This is a genomic window from Pseudomonas palmensis (genome assembly GCF_049942755.1).
Classification (GTDB): Bacteria; Pseudomonadota; Gammaproteobacteria; order Pseudomonadales; family Pseudomonadaceae; genus Aquipseudomonas; species Aquipseudomonas palmensis.
This window is the reverse complement of sequence record NZ_CP187958.1, coordinates 119107-137104: the sequence shown is the minus strand read 5'-3', so window position 1 is coordinate 137104 and position 17998 is coordinate 119107. Positions and strand designations below refer to the sequence as shown.

Here is a 17998-nt window from a genome sequence, read left to right as displayed (position 1 = left end):
CGCTGCGCTGACATCGCGGGTCAAGCCCGCTCCCACAGGTACATCAATGATCATCAGAGCAATGATCTACCTGTGGGAGCGGGCTTGACCCGCGATAGGGCCCGCACGGCCTTCAGGCAAAGTCGAAGGGTGCCAGCTGGAACCCTTGTTCATCCACCTGCAGCGCCCACCCCTGGCGATCCCAGTCGCCCAGCACGATACGCCGCGCCGGCGCATCGCCCACCATCAGCTTGTGGATCGCCGGGCGATGGGTGTGCCCATGCACCAGGGTGCGCACGCCATGCTGCTGCATCACCCGCGGTACCTCCTCGGGCGTCACATCGACAATGTCATTGGCCTTCATGCGCGTCTGCGCGCGGCTTTCGCTGCGCAGCTTGCGCGCAAGCTTGTGCCGCGTGCGCAACGGCAGGTGGCGCAGCACCCACAGGCTCACGGGGTTGCGCAGGTAACGGCGCAGCTTCATGTAGCCTTCGTCACGGGTGCACAGGCTGTCGCCATGCATCAGCAGCACCGGCTCGCCGCCCAGCTCGACCACGCTGGGGTCGGGTAGCAGGGTGGCGCCTGCGGCCTTGCAGAACGCCTGGCCGATGAGGAAGTCGCGGTTGCCGTGCATCAGGAACACCTGGGTGCCCGTGTCGCTCAGCGCACGCAAGGCCAGGCAGATCGACGCCTGGTAGGGCGTCATGGCATCGTCGCCTATCCAGGCCTCGAAAAAGTCCCCGAGAATGTACAGCGCTTGCGCGCTGCGGGCACGGGTGGCCAGCAGATCAAGAAACGCCCGGGTAATGTCCGGGCGTTCTTCTTGCAGGTGCAGATCGGAGATCAGCAGTATCACCCAATGATCTCGGCTTTCTCGATGATCACGTCTTCGGCTGGCACGTCCTGGTGGCCGGCTTTGGAACCGGTGGCAACGGCCTTGATCTTGTCGACCACGTCGGTGCCTTCGGTGACTTTGCCGAACACTGCATAACCCCAGCCCTGCACGTTCTTGCCGCTGTGGTTGAGGAAGCTGTTGTCGGCGACGTTGATGAAGAACTGCGCCGAGGCCGAATGCGGCTCCATGGTACGGGCCATGGCGATGGTGTACTTGTCGTTGCTCAGGCCGTTGTCGGCTTCGTTCTGGATGCTCGGGCGCTTGTCTTTCTTCTCTTTCATGCCCGGCTCGAAACCGCCGCCCTGGATCATGAAGTTGCCGATGACGCGGTGGAACACGGTGTTCTCGTAGTGACCGGCTTTGACGTACTCGATGAAGTTGGCCACGGTGATCGGGGCTTTCTCGGCGTTCAGCTCGATGACGATGTCACCGTGATTGGTGGTCAGTTTGACTTGGGTCATGCTCAAATTCTCGCTTTTCAGGCATTCAAGAAATGGGTGCGCAGGATCGCGTAGTAACCCTGACGCACAGTTTACAGGCCACGATACGCACGTCACGGCAGTTTTTTTGCCCGGCCAGCCGAATATAGCGCCAGTTTGTCGGCGCTGCCCTGTCGGCAGCTCGGGCGCTTGGGCTATGATAAGCGCTTTGATTCAGTCGGCCTACCCGGGCCGTGTACCGGTATTTCAAGGATCCTATGAGCAAGCCCACCGCTGACAACGCTCCCAACGCCGCTGCCAAAGGCGCGCCCGCCGTCCCTGTGAACTTCCTGCGTCCGATCGTGCAGGCCGACCTGGATTCGGGCAAGCACACCAGCATCGTCACCCGTTTCCCGCCGGAGCCCAACGGCTACCTGCACATTGGTCACGCCAAGTCGATCTGCGTGAACTTCGGCCTGGCCCAGGAATTCGGCGGTGCCTGTCACCTGCGCTTCGATGACACCAACCCGGCCAAAGAGGACCAGGAGTACATCGACGCCATCCAGCGTGACGTCAAGTGGCTGGGCTTCGAGTGGACCGGCCCGGTGCGCTATGCCTCGCAGTACTTCGAGCAGTTGCACGCGTGGGCGGTCGACCTGATCAAGTCGGGCAATGCCTATGTGTGCGACCTGACCCCGGAGCAGGCCCGCGAGTACCGCGGCAACCTGACCGAGCCGGGCAAGAACAGCCCGTTCCGCGAGCGCAGCGTCGAGGAAAACCTCGACCTGTTCGCGCGCATGAAGGCCGGCGAGTTCCAGGATGGCGAGCGCGTGCTGCGCGCCAAGATCGACATGGCCTCGCCGAACATGAACCTGCGCGACCCGATCCTGTACCGCATCCGCCATGCCCATCATCACCAGACCGGTGACACCTGGTGCATCTACCCGATCTACGACTTCACCCATGGCCAGTCGGACGCCATCGAGGGCATCACCCACTCGATCTGCACCCTGGAGTTCGAAAGCCATCGTCCGTTGTACGAGTGGTTCCTCGACCACCTGCCGGTGCCGTGCAAGCCGCGCCAGTACGAATTCAGCCGCCTGAACCTGAACTACACCATCACCAGCAAGCGCAAGCTCAAGCAACTGGTGGACGAGCAGCACGTACAGGGCTGGGACGACCCGCGCATGTCCACGCTGTCGGGCTTCCGCCGTCGTGGCTACACCCCGGCGTCTATCCGCAATTTCTGCGAGATGGTCGGCACCAACCGTTCCGACGGCGTGGTCGACATGTCGATGCTCGAATTCAGCATCCGTGACGACCTGGACCGCACCGCGCCACGGGCCATGTGCGTACTGCGCCCGCTGAAGGTAGTCATCACCAACTACCCCGAAGGCCAGGTCGAGCAGCTCGAACTGCCGCGTCACCCCAAGGAAGACATGGGCGTGCGTGCACTGCCGTTCGCCCGCGAGATCTACATCGACCGCGACGACTTCATGGAAGAGCCGCCCAAGGGCTACAAGCGCCTGGAGCCGGCCGGTGAAGTGCGCCTGCGTGGCAGCTACGTGATCCGCGCCGACGAGGCGATCAAGGATGCCGAGGGCAACATCGTCGAGCTGCGCTGCTCGTACGACCCCGACACCCTGGGCAAGAACCCCGAGGGCCGCAAGGTCAAGGGTGTGATCCACTGGGTGCCGGCCGCGGCCAGCGTCGAGTGCGAAGTACGTCTGTATGACCGCCTGTTCCGTTCGGCCAACCCCGAGAAGACCGACGACGGCGGCAGCTTCCTTGACAACATCAATCCCGATTCGCTGCAGGTGCTGAGCGGTTGTCGTGCGGAACCTTCGCTGGGCCAGGCCCAGCCCGAAGACCGCTTCCAGTTCGAGCGCGAAGGCTACTTCTGCGTCGACCTGAAAGACTCCACGCCGGGTAAGCCGGTGTTCAACCGCACCGTGACCCTGCGCGATTCGTGGGGCAGCTAAGGAACTCTACGTGCTAAGCATCTACAACACCCTGAGCAAGACCAAGGAAGTTTTCGTTCCGCTCGATGGCAACAAGGTTCGCATGTACGTGTGCGGCATGACCGTGTACGACTTCTGCCACCTGGGCCATGGGCGCAGCATGGTCGCGTTCGACCTGGTCACGCGCTGGCTGCGCTACAGCGGCTACGACCTGACCTATGTGCGCAACATCACCGACATCGACGACAAGATCATCAACCGCGCCAACCAGAACGGCGAATCGTTCGAAGCGCTGACCGCGCGCATGATCGACGCGATGCACGAGGACGAGCGCCGTCTGAACATCCTGCCGCCGGACCAGGAGCCGCGTGCCACCGACCACATCGCCGGCATGCACGCGATGATCCAGACCCTGATCGACAAGGGTTATGCCTACGCGCCGGGCAATGGCGACGTGTACTATCGCGTCGGCAAGTTCGTCGGCTACGGCAAGCTGTCGCGCAAGAAGATCGAAGACCTGCGCATCGGTGCCCGCATCGAGGTCGACGAGGCCAAGCAGGACCCGCTCGACTTCGTGCTGTGGAAGGGCGTCAAGCCCGGCGAGCCGAGCTGGGAATCGCCGTGGGGCCCGGGCCGTCCGGGCTGGCACATCGAGTGCTCGGTGATGTCGACCTGCTGCCTGGGCGAGAGCTTCGACATTCACGGTGGCGGCAACGACCTGGAGTTCCCGCACCACGAGAACGAGATTGCCCAGAGCGAGGCGGCCACCGGCAAGCAGTACGCCAAGGCGTGGATGCATTGCGGCATGATCCGTATCAATGGCGAGAAGATGTCCAAGTCGTTGAACAACTTCTTCACCATTCGCGACGTGCTCGACAAGTATCACCCGGAGGTGGTGCGCTACCTGCTGGTGTCGAGCCACTACCGCAGCTCGATCAACTACTCCGAGGACAGCCTGCGCGAAGCCAAGGGCGCCCTGGAGCGCTTCTACCATGCGCTGCGCGGCTTGCCGCGCGTGGCCGCACAAGGTGGCGAGGCGTATGTCGAGCGTTTTGCCGCGGCCATGAACGACGACTTCGGCACGCCTGAAGCCTGTGCGGTGCTGTTCGACCTGGTGCGCGAGATCAACCGCGTGCGCGAGGCCGAGCCTGAGGTGGCCGCTGGCCTGGCGGGCCGCTTGCGCGAGCTGGCCGAGCTGCTGGGCGTGTTGCAGCTGGAGGCCGACGACTTCCTGCAGGCGGGCGCCGAAGGCAAGGTCGATGCGGCTGAAGTGGAGGCGTTGATCCAGGCGCGTCTGCAGGCACGTACCGACAAGAACTGGGCCGAATCGGACCGCATCCGCGACCAGCTGACCGCCATGGGCGTGGTGCTGGAAGACGGCAAGGGCACGACGACCTGGCGCCTGGCTGACTGATCGCGCTGCCCTCATCGCGGGTCGAGCCCGCTCCCACAGGTTGATCACTGTGCTCTAGATCAGTGATCAACCTGTGGGAGCGGGCTCGACCCGCGATGAGGCCCTAACTGGCCACCTTCGGCCGACACTGCAACACCAGCCGCGCCCCGCCCAATTCGCTGTCTCCTACCTCCAGCTCAAACCCATGCAGGTCGACGATCGCTGCAACGATCGAAAGCCCCAGCCCGAACCCGTTGTGCCGATGACCTTCCTCGCTGCGGTAGAACCGCTTGAGCACGGCCTCGCGCTCGTCCGCCGGAATCCCCGGCCCGCTGTCCTCCACCTCGATCAGCACGCCCTGGGCGTCTTCACGGGCTCGCATCCGCACCTGACCACCGGCCGGAGTGAACTTGATGGCATTGCCCAGCAGGTTGGCCAGGGCCTCGAACAGCAGCTCGCGGTCGCCCTTGAGCGCCGGCAACTGGTCGGGCAGCACCAGGGTCAGGCGAATTTCGCCGTCCTCGGCCAGCGGCAGGTAGAAGTCATGCAGCTCCACCAGCAGGGCACGCGGGTCCAGTTCGACGAAGCCGGCACGGCGCTGGCGGTCTTCCAGTTCGCTGATGCGCAGCAACCCGCGAAAACGCGCCATCAGGGTGTCGGTTTCGCTGATGGCCTGGTCCATCTGGTCGGCCTGGATCGAGTCGTCGCCGACCTGCTGGCGGATCCGGTACAGCTGGGCCCGCAGGCGCGTCAGCGGGGTGCGCAGGTCGTGGGCAATGTTGTCGCACACGCCTTTGACCTCATGCATCAGCCGCTCGATGCGGTCGAGCATGGCGTTGACGATGGCTGCCAGCATGTCCAGTTCGTCACGGCGCGACGACAGCGGCAGACGGTGGGTGAGGTCGCCGGCCACGATCAGCTCGGCACTGGCCTGGATCGCCCTTATGCGCTTGAGCGGGCGGCGACGCAGCAGGTACCAGCCGGCGATGCCGGGAATGATGGTCAGCGACAGCCCCCACAGCAACGCATGCAGAATGATCCGCGTGACCACGAACAGCGAACCGTTGTCGCGTACCAGCACCAGCCAGCGGCCATCGCGCACCTTGAGCGCCACGGCATCACAGCTGTCTTTTGGCATGCGCGGGTCGTCGGCGTCCAGGCAGCGGCTGAGCTCGTGGATCCTTCCATCCAGGCCCAGCTCGGGCGGGATCTGGCGGATCTGCCCGCCCAGTGGGTTGAACTGCGCGTCGAACAGCCCGTAGGCATCGAAGCTGCGTTCGTCGAAGGCCTGGCTGGCGATCAGGGCGTCGTCGAGCTGCTTGCCGCTCATGTGTGCGAACAGATGCTGGCGCTGCAACAGGGAATGGCGGGTGAGCTTGTTCAGGTAGCCGGACACCTCGAAGTACAGCACCCCCATGAGGATGCTGCTCCAGGCCACGAACAGAAAGCTGTACAGCGCCAGCAGGCGGCTGGTGGACGAACTCCAGCCCTTAGACGGGTTCGGCAATGGCATAGCCGGAGCCCCGCACGGTGCGAATCAGCGGGGTTTGCCCGGCGGCGTCGATCTTCTTGCGCAGACGCCCGATGTGCACGTCGATCAGGTTGGTGCCGGGGTCGAAGTGGTACCCCCAGACTTCCTCGAAGATCATCATGCGGGTGATGACCTGGCCGGCGTGGCGCATCAGGAATTCCAGCAGCTTGTACTCGGTGGGCAGCAGGTTGAGGGTCTGCTCGCCGCGCCGGGCCTCGTGGCTTATCAGGTCCAGCTCCAGGTCGGCGACCTGCAGGCGGGTCTGGGCCATCGGCACGCTGTTGCGGCGCAGCAGCACTTCCACGCGCGCCGCCATCTCGTCGGAGGCAAACGGCTTGGTCAGGTAGTCGTCACCACCGGCGCGCAGGCCGCGCACGCGTTCGTCGACATCGGAGAGGGCGCTGATCATCAGGATCGGCGTGGCGATCTTGAGGTTGCGCAGGGTGGTGACGATGGTCAGGCCGTCGACTTCGGGCAGCATGCGGTCGAGGGTGATCAGGTCGTAGCCGCCGGCGATTGCCTTGGCCAGGCCTTCACGACCGTTGTCGGCCCAGTCGACCTCAAGGCCGTGGCTGGAGAGTTCGGCGACGATTTCCTGGCCGGTGACGGCATCGTCTTCGATAGTCAGTACGCGGGGCATGCTTTTACCTGGGCGGCGTGTGGAGACTCGATTGTGCCAAAGAATAGGCGGTGCCCGGGTTAAAGAAAAATTCATCTTGAAAAAGGGCTGCTGCGCAGCCAGTCACGGGTCGAGCCCGCTCCCACAGGGTTGCGATGAACCTGTGGGAGCGGGCTTGACCCGCGATGCATTCAGGCGACCTTGACGATCCAGCCCGCCGGCGCTTCGACGTCACCGCTCTGGATACCGGTCAGCTCGGCGTAGAGCTTCTGGGTCACCGGACCGACTTCGGTCTCGCTGTGGAACACGTGCAGCTTGCCGTTGTACTGGATGCCGCCGATCGGGGTGATCACCGCAGCGGTGCCGCAGGCACCGGCTTCGATGAAGCGGTCCAGCTGGTTGATCAGCACGTCGCCCTCGATCACCTTCAGGCCCAGGCGCGATTCGGCCAGTTGCATCAGCGACAGGCGGGTGATGCCCGGCAGCACCGAGGCGGATTTCGGGGTCACGAACTCGTTGTTGGCGGTGATGCCGAAGAAGTTGGCCGAACCCACTTCCTCGATCTTGCTGTGGGTCAGCGGGTCGAGGTAGATGCAGTCGGCAAAGCCGGCCTTCTTGGCCTCATAGCCTGGCTGCAGGCTGGCTGCGTAGTTGCCACCGACCTTGGCGGCGCCGGTGCCCTGGGGCGCGGCACGGTCGAAATCGGAGATCAGGAACTTGTGCGGGGTCATGCCGCCCTTGAAGTACGAGCCAACCGGGATGGCGAAGATCGAGAAGATGAACTCCGGCGCGGTGCGTACGCCGATGTTGTCACCCACGCCGATCACGAACGGACGCAGGTACAGGGCACCCTTGCCGTGCGGCGGTACGAAGCGTTCGTTGGCCTGGACCACCTGCTTGCAGGCCTCGATGAACTGTTCGGTCGGCACCCGCGGCATCAGCAGGCGATCGCAGCTGCGCTGCATGCGCAGGGCGTTCTGGTCGGGGCGGAACAGGTTGATCGAGCCATCCTTGCAGCGGTAGGCCTTCATGCCTTCGAAGCATTGCTGGCCGTAGTGCAGCGCGGTGGAGCCTTCGCTGATGTGCAGTACGTTGTCTTCGGTCAGGGTGCCCTTGTCCCACTCGCCATCACGGAAGTAGGAAAGGTAGCGCTTGTCGGTCTTGATGTAGTCAAAGCCCAGCTTGTCCCAGTTAATGCTCTCGTTACTCATGGCACCCTCGATCGGTTGGCAAATGCCTGTATGGTCAGGCCACGCATATTGCGCAAGCAGCCACGATAATACATCCCGTGCAGATCGGAAACGGGCAGATGCCGATTGCGCCGGTGCCCGGCCGCCAGCGCTTCAGGTCCGGCGTGACGAGCGTGAGTGGTCGCGCCGCCAGGGGCTTGACCGACGCAGGGCTCGTGGAGCATTGTGCGTGACATGAATATCGACCTGTTGACCTCGACCCGCACCACCACGACCGCCATCGGCGGGCGATGGGTGGCTGTGTAAAGCGAACGCAGCAGGTCACCCAAGGCCCCGCCAGCAATGGACGGGGCCTTTTGGTTGGCGCGTCCGGCTGGCATCTTAAGGAGAGACACCATGCCCGTACGGCGCGCGTTACTGATTCTGGATATGCAGGTAGGCCTGTTCCATGGCCCCGAACAGCCCTGGCAGGGCGAGCGGATACTGGCCAACATCAACCGCCTGATCGGCACCGCCCGGGCGGCCCGGGCGCCGATATTCGTCGCGCGCCACACCGGCCCGCAGGGTTCGCCGATCGAGGCCGGCAGCACACCCTGGCAACTGCTCCCGGCGCTGGAGGTAGACGAGCAATACGACCGTGTGTTCGACAAGTTCCGGCCCAGTGCCTTCTGGAACACGCCGCTGCGTGAGTGGCTGCAGCAGGCGGGCGTTGAAGAGCTGGTGGTGGTCGGCATGAAAACCCAGTACTGCGTCGATACCAATTGCCGCGTTGCTGCCGAGCTGGGCGTGCGCCCGGTACTGGTCAGCGACGCGCACACCTGCATGGATACCCCCAGCCTAGGCGCCGAGGCCATCGTCGCCCATCACAACCTCACCCTGGGCAGTGGCTTTGCCACCTTGTGCGTCACCGAAGCCGTGCAGTTCTGATTGCGGCATGCACAGCTGCCCCTGCAACTGCAGGTGTTGCAGGAACACCAGGTCATGGGACGCCACCAGCAGGGTCCCCTGATACTGGCAGAGCATCTGTTCCAGGGCCTGCAACGATGGCAGGTCGAGGTGGTTGCTGGGTTCGTCGAGCAACAGCAGTTGCGCTGGCTGGTCGCTGTAGAGTACCGCGGCCAGCGCTGCCTTGAGCCGTTCGCCGCCACTGAGCAGGCCGCTGGGCAGGGTGATGCGGTCTGCATCCAGGCCCAGTTGTGCCAATCGGGTGCGCACGCTGCTCTGGTCGAGTTCACGGCACGCCTCGCGCACATGCTCCAGCACGCATACGCTCGGGTCGAGCAGGCTGCACTGCTGGTCCAGGTACGCCACGCTGGCGCGGGTCTCGCATTCACCCTTGCGGGGCGGCAGTTGCCCGGCCAGCACCTTGAGCAACGTGGATTTGCCGCTGCCGTTGGCGCCGGTGAGGGCAAGGCGCTGGCCGACGTACAGCACCAGGTCGAGCGCCTGCGGATGCTCGATGTGGGGTAGCTCAAGGTCACGCAGCCAGGCGATCTGGCTGCCTGGCGGCAACTGACGTGCCGGCGCGTGCAGTACCACCGGCTGCTGTGGGTCCAGGCGTTGAGCGGCTTCACGCACCTGGGCGTCCATGGCCTGGCGCGTGGCCAGGTGGTTGCGCTGCTGCCTGCCTGCGGTGGCCTCGCTGCGTTGCTGTTGACGGTCGAGCAGGATCTTCGCCTGGTTGCTGTGCCTGGCCTCGTGGCCGGCCCTGGCCTGGTGGCGTTCGAGGCGCTCGTGTTGACGCTGCAGGTCGCGGGCCTGGCGCTGGCGTTCGAGCTTCAGACGCTCGAGATTGCGCTCGGCCAGTTCGGTGTCGCGGGCCTTGCAAGCGGTGAATGCGCTGTAGTCGCCCCCGTAGCTGTGCAGGCCCGAGGGCGACAGCTCGACGATGCGCTGCATGCTGGCGAGCAGCATGCGGTCGTGGCTGATGACCAGCAGCCCCTTGTTCCAGCGTTCGAGCATGATCATCAGGGCGGCGCGGCTGGGGGCGTCCAGGTGGTTGGTGGGCTCGTCGAGAATCAGGTAGTCGGCGTCGCCGAGAAACGCACCCAGCAGTGCCACGCGCATGGCCTGGCCGCCGCTCAGCGTTTCGGCGGGGCGATCCCAGCGCAGCATGCCGAGCTGCTCGCGGGCCAGGTGGCTGTGCAGTTGCTCGCGTATGTTCCAGCGTTCGCCGACAGTCTCGAAGTCGCTCGCGGCGGTACTGCCAGCCTCGATGCGTTGGAGCGCTTCTATCACCTGGCGTACCTGGGCCAGGTCGGCGACCGTGGTGCGGGAGGTGATCGGCTGTTGAGCGAGGTAGTGCACGCGCCCCTGGCGCAGGCAGCGGCCATCGCTGGGCTCGAGCTGACCGGCCATCAGGCGTGCGAGTATGGATTTGCCCACGCCGTTGCGCCCCACCAGGCCGGTGCGGCGCTGGTCGAAACGTTCGGTGAGGTTGGAAAACAGCAGCCTGCCGTCTGGCAGTGCATAGGTGACGCTGTCCAGCGTCAGGGATGACGTGTTCGTCATGCGAACCTCCAAGGATGCCTGGTGCTTCCCCCGGTGAAGGGGCTGAAGACGGGCCGTCTGAAACGACGGTGGCATCAATGGCGCATTGGACGAATACCTCGGGATGCGGGAAAAGGCCTGTAGTCTAAGGGGATAGCGGCAGTCGGTAAAGGCCCTCCAGTGCCATTACCGGTCGAGTTTTTCATAGCCTATCGCGCCCGAGACGGGTTGTGCCCGGCTGATATCGAAGGCGTGTTCGAGTAGCGGCCTGGCTTGCTCCCATTGCGCGGCGCCCGTACCGTCGCGCCCTGTTACCGAGAGTGCGATCAGCTGTGCACTGAGGTGCTTCAGATCAAGTGGCTGGGCGTCATTGGCCGTTTCCGGCAGCCTGTCTGCCACCTTGTGGCGGCTCGAGTCCTGTTTGGCATAGTTGCCGAACTGTTCGACGCCCTGCACCCCTGCCAGCCGAGAGACGTGCTCATCATGCAGGGGGAAGCGCCGTACATGGCTGTCGGAGAAGGAGTCCTGCAGCAGGTGCAGCAACGAGCCCAACGCCAGGTTCTGGATGGTGCTGGCAGCATGCTCATTGTGCGAATCGTCACAGCGCGACTCTGTCCAGCCGTGTCCTCGCAGCATTGCCTTGAGTGCGGGCATACGCGTGCAGTTCCTGCTGAAAAGGTCTTCGGGCTGCCATAGCAGCCGTCGGGTGTTGCTGTGGGTGAGCGACTGGCTGAACTGCTCGCCACCTTCGGGGCTCATCAGTTGCGGCACGCTGCGAAAGTAGCGGTTCTTGGGGATTTCTCCGGTGGAAACACGGAATGTGAATTCGGCCCACATCATGATTCTGGCGCGTGTTTGTGTCGTGGTTTCCAGAGCGCTTGAGGCCATGGCGTGAAGGTACTGCATGTCGCCGCAGTGGGTGCGATACATGAGGTCCCAGGTGGGATTGATCTGTGTTGAACGCTTGCAGGAGTCTTTGAACGACAGGTAGAAATCCACTGGTACACCCGTCTTCATGAAACCCAGCGGATCATCGTTCCAGCGTGCGCCCGCGATGAGGCTTTCGATGAAGTTCTGATCCGCTTTAAGGGCATCGGGAATCGCTGCCTGCCTGATCGATGCCAGGGTCAGGTTTTCGTGTACCGCCTCGCTGAAGACACGAGTGTAGGCACCATTGTTCACCTTGCCGTAGGGTGACAGTTGGAAAGCGCTGGCCGATGCACTGACCAGGCACAGTGTTGCGGCGGACAGGATAAGGTAGGCTCGCACGCTCGAACTCCCTTTCAGTGTGCCGGCAGGCTTTTGAGCAGCGTAGACGAGTTGCGTTTAGTGCGCGCGGGCTGAACGGCCCCTTTGGTCTATCCGGCAACGAGTACTTTGAAAGGGCGGTGCAGATCAACGCTGTTGCACCAGGAAGGCTTCACCGCGGCTTGCCATACGCCTGGGTGATGCGGTCGATCACGATCGCCAGCGCAACGATGGCCAGCCCGGCCTCGACCCCCTTGCCCACGTTCAGTGTCTGGATGCCGGCCAGCACGTCCTCACCCAGGCCGCGCGCGCCGATCATCGAGGCCACCACCACCATCGACAGCGCCATCATCACCGACTGGTTCAGGCCGGCCAGGATGCTCGGCAGCGCCAACGGCAATGCCACCCGGCGCAAGCGCTGCCAGCGGTTGGCGCCCAGCCCCTGAGCGGCCTGGGTCAGCGACGGGTCCACCTGCGACAGGCCCAGTTCGGTGAGGCGTACCAGCGGCGGCAGGGCATACACCAGGGTGGCGAAGATCGCCGGCACCTTGCCCAGCCCGAACAGCATCAGCACCGGGATCAGGTACACGAAACTGGGCAGGGTCTGCATCACGTCCAGCACCGGCATCAGCAACCGGCGTGCCAGTGGCCGGCTGGCCAGCAAGATGCCGAACGGAATGCCGATCAGGAGGCACAGGCCGGTACTCACCAGCACCAGCGCGCAGGTCTGCAGCAGCTTGTCCCACAGGCCGACCACCCCGATCAGAAACAGCAGGCCGCTCAGCAGCAGCGCCCGCCGCACACTGCGTGTGGCGTGCCAGGTCAGCAGTGCCACCAGCGCCAGCAGCAACCACCACGGCGTGGCGCGCAGCAGGTTTTCCAACCCTACCAGCAGTTGCAGCAGCCCGTCCGAGACCGCCCGAAGCTGGTCGCCGTAGGCCAGCACCAGCCAGTCGACGAAGCGATTGACGCTGTCTGCGAACGAAACGTGCAGCGCCTCGGGAAAGCCCGTACTCACAGGGCCGACTCGACCCTGGTCGCCACCTCGGCGGGCAGCCAGGCCTTCCAGATGCTCGGGTTCGCCTTCAGAAAGGCCTGCGCTGCAGCGTCCGGCGCCTGGCGCTGCTCGCTCATCGTTGCCAGGGCGCTGTTGAGGGTGGCGATCGGCAGATCGACCTTGGCGAAGAATGCCACCAGCTCCGGGTATTGCTCGCGAAACGGCGCCGATACGCCGATCGACAGCCTGGCCGGCAGCGAGCGGGTGCCTTTGGGCTCGGTGTTGCCCGGGTCGGTGAGGGTGGCCCAGGCCTGGGCGTCGAATGGCGGCTCTTCAAGGCGCACCAGCTCGTAGCGGCCCATCAGCGGGGTGGGCGACCAGTAGTAGAACAGCACCGGCTTGCCACGGCGGATGGCGGAGGTGATTTCGGCGTCCAGCGCCGCGCCCGAGCCGCTGCGAAAGTTCACGTACTGCCCGTCCAGCCCGTAGGCCTTGAGCTTCTGGCTGTTGACGGTCTCGGAGGTCCAGCCGCTGGGGCTGTTGAGAAAGCGGCCCTTGTCGGGTGACTCGGGGTCCTTGAACAGTGGGGCATGGCGCTTGAGGTCCTGGACGGAACGCAAGTCCGGGGCCAGTGCCTTGAGGCCGCGCTGTTCATCGCCCTTGATCACGTAGGCGGGCACGTACCAGCCTTCGTCGGCGCCCTTGACCGTGTCCCCGATGCTGAACACCTGGCCGGCCTGCTCGGCCCTGGTCCAGGCCGGGCTGCGGCCAGCCCACTCCTCGGCGATCACCTGGATGTCGTTGCGCGCCAGCGCCACCTCCATGCTCACGGTGCTGCCGGGCAGGGTGTCGGTGGGGTAGCCGTAGCCTTTCTCGACGATAAAGCGCAGCAGTTGCGTGGTCAGGCTGCCGCTTTCCCAGGTGATGTCGCCAAAGTGGATGGGGGCCGCAGCGGGCGCCGCCAGGCTCTGGGAGGCTAGGCCCAGTGCCAGCAGGGCGCCGCCGATCAATTGTGTCAGTCGCTTCATGTCGTCTCACTTGCCGCGCCGCTTCAAGGTCAGGCAAGTGTAGTAGACCCGCGCCAGGGGTTTAGCGCAGTACCGCCAACTTGATGCTGAAGCCCACCAGGCACATGCCGGCCAGGCGTTCGAGCAGGTTCGAGACCTTGGGGTTGGCGCGCAGGCGGGCGGCCAGGTTGTGGGTCAGCAGCACGGCCACCAGGCCATACAGGAAGGTCAGCACGGCAATGGTCACCGCCATGAAGCCGAACGTCACGAAGCCCTGATGCCGGACCGGGTCGACGAACAGCGGAAAGAACGCCATGTAGAACATGATCGCCTTGGGGTTGAGCAGGGTGATCATCATGGTCTGGCGCAGGTAGTGCTTGGACTTCATCGGCCGTACCGGCGTGCTGCCGGGTTTGGCCAGGGCCATGCGCAGGCCCAGGTAGGCCAGGTACGCTGCACCCAGCCATTGCACGGTATGGAACGCTGCCGGGTAGGTGGTGAGCAGCGCTGCCACACCGGCCACGGCCAGCCACAACAGCACCTGGTCACCCAGGATGACGCCGAAGGTGGCGCCCAGGCCGCCTTTGATGCCGCCCTTGCCGGTGGCAGTGATCAGCGCGAAATTGCCCGGCCCCGGGATCGCCAGCAGCACCAGGAAGGCAATCACGAAGGCACCGTAGTCCGTTACGCCAAGCATGGGGAAACTCCGTGTTACCTATCAGGATTCGAGTGCATACGATACGCCTGCGCTGCGCCGGTGCGAACCCCGTGTTGTGCATCTGGCCCGAACAATCGCACAGCGATGTGCGCCTGCTGCCAGCCCGGCAGGTCACGCCTGGGCCCGTGCAACTTCCGGTTTCTCACGTACACGCTGGGCTTTGCCCGGCTGATCCGGCCGGGCTGCGCTGTTCTACTGGGGGCTCTTTGTACCTCTGGAGCAGCCGATGCAACTTTGTTACGCAGCCAACATGCACGGCATCTTCAACCGTGCTTTCCCTACCGAGTCGCAGCCTGTGGCTGGCGGTTGCCGGGTAGTCGTACACCGGGGCGTGCTCTATTGCGCCTACAACGCCGACGGCAACGTGGCCGAATTCGTCGCGAAAGTGAGTGGCATCGACGTATGGACGACGCCGGCGGTGCTGCCACTGATGGTGACCCCGAGCAGGTCACTGGCGCTTTTTGTGTTCAAGGATAAGGTCCATGCGTTTCGAAGCGATGACCAGGGTGAATACACCCTGGCCTCCTACAACGACACGCTCATGGGGTTCGAGCCCATGACGTTGAGTCAGCCCATGCACGGCTCGCCGTCGCTGGTGGAGTTTCAAGGGCGGTTGCACGCCTTCTATCGGCACGGCCACACGAGGCAGATCGAGTGCCTGAGCAGTGAAGACCTGGAAAACTGGGGCAATGGCCCGGTGCTCAGGGCCAGGGGGGTAGCGGTGACCACCCCCGACGACCCGATCGCCATTGTCTACCAGGGCCTGATCCACCTGTTCTACAAGGATGGCGATGGTCGGACCCTGTTGGTGAAGTACGACGGCAAGCAGGCCTGGACAGAGCCACGGGTGTTCATCGAGCAGGCCTACCCGTTCATGCCGGGTGTGACGGTTCACGCGGGGCTGCTCAAACTCGCCTTCACCCGCAGCATTGCCAATGCCGACGGTCGCGCGCTCTATCAATACGCCTATGACGGCAATGCCCTCAGCCCGGCAACGGTCAGCAGCAACCTGGCCGCTACCGAGCGGGTGGGGCTGGGCGTGCTCGATGGCGAGCTGTTTGCGCTGTTCCAGAAGGCCTGACCCGGTGGAGGTGTTCCCATGCCCGTTGACCGTGTCATTGGCCTGTACATCGACAACAACCTGGTGCCCGACATGCCGGCCGTTGCGTTCGAAGAGCAGGTCGACGTGGTGTTCATGGACGCGGTGGCGCTGCTCGCCGCCGCCAGGCCCCGGGACTGCGTGCATACCCTGGTCTACCTGAACTACATCGTTTCGGCACGCCTGATACGCAGCAGCAACCATGAGGCACAGGCCGGCTATGGGGCATGCATGACCACCCTGTTGCGCCGCTGGTACAGCGACACCACGGTGCTGCAGCATCTGCAGGCCTCGCCAGGGCTGTATCGTCATGGCGTGATGATCGGGCTCTACCGTGTGCACCATGCCCTGGTCATGAATGGCCTAAGGAGCGTACAGGGGCCACACCTGCTGGATCCTGGCGACCCCTTGCGCATGCTCCAGCACGGGGTCATGGCCATCTTCGGCCCGTGGCATGCGCACATTCGCCTGCATGGGCGCATTCGTGATTACTACCACAGCCGATTGAACACTGCAGGGCCCTCGGCACAGATCGAAATAGGTCGCAGCGCGCGCACTGAGGTGCCGATACGGGTGGCCACCTGGAACCTGCAGGGCGCATCGGTCAGCACCGAGAGCAAATGGTTGACCGGGGTCCTGCCGCTGCTGCGCAGCAACGATGTGGTGGTTCTGCAGGAGGTCGGCGTTGCCCCGCATTCTGCGGTGTTCAGCCGCACCGAACGGGTGGCCGACCAGTTCGGCAGTCACCACGACATCCATGTCTACAGCTGGCAGGCCGGCACCCGCAGCCGGCCCGAGCGCTACCTGATCTACTTCCTCGATGTGCAGCGGTTGCGGGTGAACCTGGCGATCGTGATGCCTGACCCCGGCGAGTTCATGGTCAGTCAACTGGCCATCATCTCGGACGGGCAATTGCCGGTGGCAGGCCCGCCCCTTTACCGCCCGGCCATGGGGGTGCGTGTGAGGCGACGAGCGCTGGCGGGCAACACGCCGGAGCTGGCGATCTTCAACCTGCATGCCATTTCCGGCGGGGGCGTCAACGCCGCGCGCATGTTGAGGGAGATCAGCTGGCACACCGATACACCGTTCGCGCTGCTGGGGGATTTCAACCGCGATCCGCGACCGACCACTCCCCCGGTGCCGACGCGTGGCAACTGGGTGTCGCCCGAAGACATCGCCCGTATCGAGCTGGCGGGCGGCAGTACCCACCCCAGCGTGGCGCCGAGCAACATGCTGGACTATGCGGTGACCAATGGCACCTCGCAGGTGCCGGCGCCGGGGAACGTTTCTGCGCCGGGGGCATCGGACCACCGCTCGGTGCATTACAACCTGACCTTCAACTGCTAGCGCCGGCAGGTGCCGCGGGATTTTCCCAGCGTCGCTAATTTATCCGCACGCCGCTTCGTCTCCTCCAGTAGCGCCCGTACGCCTCCCGCGCCACGAGCCTCATTCAACCAAGGAGACAGGCAATGACTTCCGTATTCGATCGCGACGATATCGTGTTCCAGGTTGTGGTCAACCACGAGGAACAGTACTCCATCTGGCCGGACTACAAGGCTATCCCCAACGGCTGGCGCACCGTCGGCAAGAGCGGTTTGAAGGCTGAGTGCCTGGCGTACATCGATGAGGTATGGACCGACATGCGCCCGCTGAGCCTGCGCCAGAAGATGGCCGAAACCGCTGCGGCGCAGTGAGGGGCGGCACGTGTCGTCACTGACCCTTTTGTGCCTGCCGTACTCGGGTGCCAGCGCCATGGTCTTCAGCCGCTGGCGGCGCAAGGTGCCCGCCTGGTTGAACGTGCGCCCGGTGGAGCTGCCAGGGCGGGGTGCACGCCTTGGCGAGCCGTTGTACACCGACATGCAGGCCCTGGCCCGGCAACTGGCCGCCGAACAGAGCCTTGTCGCCCACCAGCCCTACGCGGTGCTGGGGCACAGCCTGGGGGCGCTGCTGGCGTTCGAGCTGGTGCACGAGCTGCAGGCGCTGGGCTGCCCGCCACCGGTGGCGTTGTTTGCCAGCGGTACGGCGGCGCCGACCCGTCGTGAAGGCTACGACGACGAAAGCTGGCGCGAACCCAAGAGCGACCCGCAACTGATCGAAGAGTTGCGCACCCTGGGCGGTACTTCGGAGGAAGTGCTGGGCAACGAGGAACTGATGAGCCTGACCCTGCCGGTGTTGCGCGCAGACTTTCTGTTGTGCGGACGCTACGCCTATCGGCAGCGCCCGGCACTGCGTTGCCCGCTGCATGTGCTGGGGGGCGAGGAGGATCGCGCGACCCAGGAACAGTTGCTGGCCTGGCGTCAGGAGAGCCAGGGTGATTTCTCGCTGGCGCTCTTCCCCGGCGGGCACTTCTTCATACATGAGCATGAAGAGCAGGTGCTGGGCGTGCTCAGCCAGGCCCTGGAGCCGCACCGCCTGACCGCATGAGCCTCGCGTGGTAGCATCCGACCGGGCC

17 protein-coding genes are annotated in these 17998 nt (G+C 64.4%); 7 read left to right on the top strand and 10 right to left on the bottom strand.

The features are described from left to right. Positions 1 to 112 precede the first annotated feature (112 nt). Together lpxH and ACPRTJ_RS00785 are read right to left on the bottom strand one after the other, a co-directional pair. Complete coding sequence (lpxH, locus tag ACPRTJ_RS00790; protein WP_426427789.1) at positions 113 to 835, bottom strand: UDP-2,3-diacylglucosamine diphosphatase; 723 nt, start codon at positions 833 to 835, stop codon at positions 113 to 115. Further along, on the bottom strand, positions 832 to 1335 hold the full coding sequence (locus ACPRTJ_RS00785; RefSeq protein ID WP_043863061.1) for a peptidylprolyl isomerase: 504 nt from the start codon (positions 1333 to 1335) through the stop codon (positions 832 to 834). The genes lpxH and ACPRTJ_RS00785 overlap by 4 nt, the downstream gene beginning before the upstream one ends. 236 nt (positions 1336 to 1571) lie before the next feature. Here ACPRTJ_RS00785 and ACPRTJ_RS00780 point away from each other — a divergent pair, with 236 nt between their 5' ends. After that, on the top strand, positions 1572 to 3275 hold the full coding sequence (locus ACPRTJ_RS00780; protein WP_043863060.1) for a glutamine--tRNA ligase/YqeY domain fusion protein: 1704 nt from the start codon (positions 1572 to 1574) through the stop codon (positions 3273 to 3275). A gap of 10 nt (positions 3276 to 3285) precedes the next feature. Next, the gene (cysS, locus tag ACPRTJ_RS00775) at positions 3286 to 4668 is read left to right on the top strand and encodes a cysteine--tRNA ligase (protein ID WP_043863059.1); all 1383 of its coding nucleotides are present in this window, start codon (positions 3286 to 3288) and stop codon (positions 4666 to 4668) included. A 103-nt stretch (positions 4669 to 4771) separates the two neighbouring features. Here the strand turns inward: cysS and ACPRTJ_RS00770 are convergent, their stop codons facing one another. From ACPRTJ_RS00770 to ACPRTJ_RS00760, 3 genes are all read right to left on the bottom strand, one after another. Beyond that, entirely contained in the window at positions 4772 to 6160 is a 1389-nt protein-coding gene (locus ACPRTJ_RS00770; protein WP_054915700.1) for a sensor histidine kinase, read from the bottom strand. Beyond that, complete coding sequence (locus ACPRTJ_RS00765; RefSeq protein ID WP_043863057.1) at positions 6138 to 6818, bottom strand: response regulator transcription factor; 681 nt, start codon at positions 6816 to 6818, stop codon at positions 6138 to 6140. Before ACPRTJ_RS00765 ends, ACPRTJ_RS00770 begins: the two co-directional genes overlap by 23 nt. A gap of 170 nt (positions 6819 to 6988) precedes the next feature. Continuing rightward, entirely contained in the window at positions 6989 to 8008 is a 1020-nt protein-coding gene (locus ACPRTJ_RS00760) for a branched-chain amino acid aminotransferase (protein ID WP_043863056.1), read from the bottom strand. Positions 8009 to 8383: 375 nt separating this feature from the next. On the opposite strand from ACPRTJ_RS00760, the gene ACPRTJ_RS00755 reads away from it, so the two are divergent. Further along, complete coding sequence (locus ACPRTJ_RS00755) at positions 8384 to 8914, top strand: cysteine hydrolase family protein (protein WP_255002216.1); 531 nt, start codon at positions 8384 to 8386, stop codon at positions 8912 to 8914. Here the strand turns inward: ACPRTJ_RS00755 and ACPRTJ_RS00750 are convergent. The 5 genes from ACPRTJ_RS00750 to ACPRTJ_RS00730 all read right to left on the bottom strand — a co-directional run bounded on the left by ACPRTJ_RS00750 (position 8825) and on the right by ACPRTJ_RS00730 (position 14426). Further along, the gene (locus ACPRTJ_RS00750; RefSeq protein WP_426427785.1) at positions 8825 to 10498 is read right to left on the bottom strand and encodes an ABC-F family ATP-binding cassette domain-containing protein; all 1674 of its coding nucleotides are present in this window, start codon (positions 10496 to 10498) and stop codon (positions 8825 to 8827) included. The genes ACPRTJ_RS00755 and ACPRTJ_RS00750 overlap by 90 nt on opposite strands. A gap of 165 nt (positions 10499 to 10663) precedes the next feature. Next, entirely contained in the window at positions 10664 to 11746 is a 1083-nt protein-coding gene (locus ACPRTJ_RS00745; RefSeq protein ID WP_100634733.1) for a hypothetical protein, read from the bottom strand. Positions 11747 to 11897: 151 nt separating this feature from the next. After that, entirely contained in the window at positions 11898 to 12743 is an 846-nt protein-coding gene (locus ACPRTJ_RS00740) for an ABC transporter permease (RefSeq protein WP_043863053.1), read from the bottom strand. After that, the gene (locus ACPRTJ_RS00735) at positions 12740 to 13750 is read right to left on the bottom strand and encodes an ABC transporter substrate-binding protein (RefSeq protein ID WP_255002227.1); all 1011 of its coding nucleotides are present in this window, start codon (positions 13748 to 13750) and stop codon (positions 12740 to 12742) included. The genes ACPRTJ_RS00740 and ACPRTJ_RS00735 overlap by 4 nt, the downstream gene beginning before the upstream one ends. 61 nt (positions 13751 to 13811) lie before the next feature. Further along, positions 13812 to 14426, bottom strand: coding sequence for a LysE family transporter (locus ACPRTJ_RS00730; protein WP_043863051.1), 615 nt, complete (start codon positions 14424 to 14426; stop codon positions 13812 to 13814). 247 nt (positions 14427 to 14673) lie between these two features. Here ACPRTJ_RS00730 and ACPRTJ_RS00725 point away from each other — a divergent pair, with 247 nt between their 5' ends. The 4 genes from ACPRTJ_RS00725 (at position 14674) to ACPRTJ_RS00710 (ending at position 17970) form a co-directional block, all read left to right on the top strand. Beyond that, positions 14674 to 15528, top strand: a complete 855-nt coding sequence (locus ACPRTJ_RS00725) for a hypothetical protein (protein WP_078480494.1) — start codon at positions 14674 to 14676, stop codon at positions 15526 to 15528. Between the two features lie 18 nt (positions 15529 to 15546). After that, complete coding sequence (locus ACPRTJ_RS00720) at positions 15547 to 16893, top strand: endonuclease/exonuclease/phosphatase family protein (protein ID WP_054915704.1); 1347 nt, start codon at positions 15547 to 15549, stop codon at positions 16891 to 16893. A 122-nt stretch (positions 16894 to 17015) separates the two neighbouring features. Beyond that, positions 17016 to 17240 (top strand): MbtH family protein, encoded by a 225-nt coding sequence (locus tag ACPRTJ_RS00715; RefSeq protein ID WP_043863048.1) that lies wholly within the window; start codon positions 17016 to 17018, stop codon positions 17238 to 17240. A 10-nt stretch (positions 17241 to 17250) separates the two neighbouring features. Then, positions 17251 to 17970 carry a thioesterase II family protein gene (locus tag ACPRTJ_RS00710; RefSeq protein WP_043863047.1) on the top strand — a complete coding sequence of 240 codons (720 nt, stop codon included), beginning with the start codon at positions 17251 to 17253 and terminating at the stop codon, positions 17968 to 17970. Positions 17971 to 17998 lie beyond the last annotated feature (28 nt).

Coding starts and splice junctions, on each gene's coding strand:
- ACPRTJ_RS00730 (WP_043863051.1), bottom strand. CDS start 14,426: ATGCTTGGCGTAACGGACTACGGTGCCTTCGTGATTGCCTTCCTGGTG.
- ACPRTJ_RS00720 (WP_054915704.1), top strand. CDS start 15,547: ATGCCCGTTGACCGTGTCATTGGCCTGTACATCGACAACAACCTGGTG.
- ACPRTJ_RS00725 (WP_078480494.1), top strand. CDS start 14,674: ATGCAACTTTGTTACGCAGCCAACATGCACGGCATCTTCAACCGTGCT.
- ACPRTJ_RS00760 (WP_043863056.1), bottom strand. CDS start 8,008: ATGAGTAACGAGAGCATTAACTGGGACAAGCTGGGCTTTGACTACATC.
- ACPRTJ_RS00755 (WP_255002216.1), top strand. CDS start 8,384: ATGCCCGTACGGCGCGCGTTACTGATTCTGGATATGCAGGTAGGCCTG.
- ACPRTJ_RS00715 (WP_043863048.1), top strand. CDS start 17,016: ATGACTTCCGTATTCGATCGCGACGATATCGTGTTCCAGGTTGTGGTC.
- ACPRTJ_RS00785 (WP_043863061.1), bottom strand. CDS start 1,335: ATGACCCAAGTCAAACTGACCACCAATCACGGTGACATCGTCATCGAG.
- ACPRTJ_RS00770 (WP_054915700.1), bottom strand. CDS start 6,160: ATGCCATTGCCGAACCCGTCTAAGGGCTGGAGTTCGTCCACCAGCCGC.
- ACPRTJ_RS00750 (WP_426427785.1), bottom strand. CDS start 10,498: ATGACGAACACGTCATCCCTGACGCTGGACAGCGTCACCTATGCACTG.
- ACPRTJ_RS00780 (WP_043863060.1), top strand. CDS start 1,572: ATGAGCAAGCCCACCGCTGACAACGCTCCCAACGCCGCTGCCAAAGGC.
- ACPRTJ_RS00765 (WP_043863057.1), bottom strand. CDS start 6,818: ATGCCCCGCGTACTGACTATCGAAGACGATGCCGTCACCGGCCAGGAA.
- ACPRTJ_RS00735 (WP_255002227.1), bottom strand. CDS start 13,750: ATGAAGCGACTGACACAATTGATCGGCGGCGCCCTGCTGGCACTGGGC.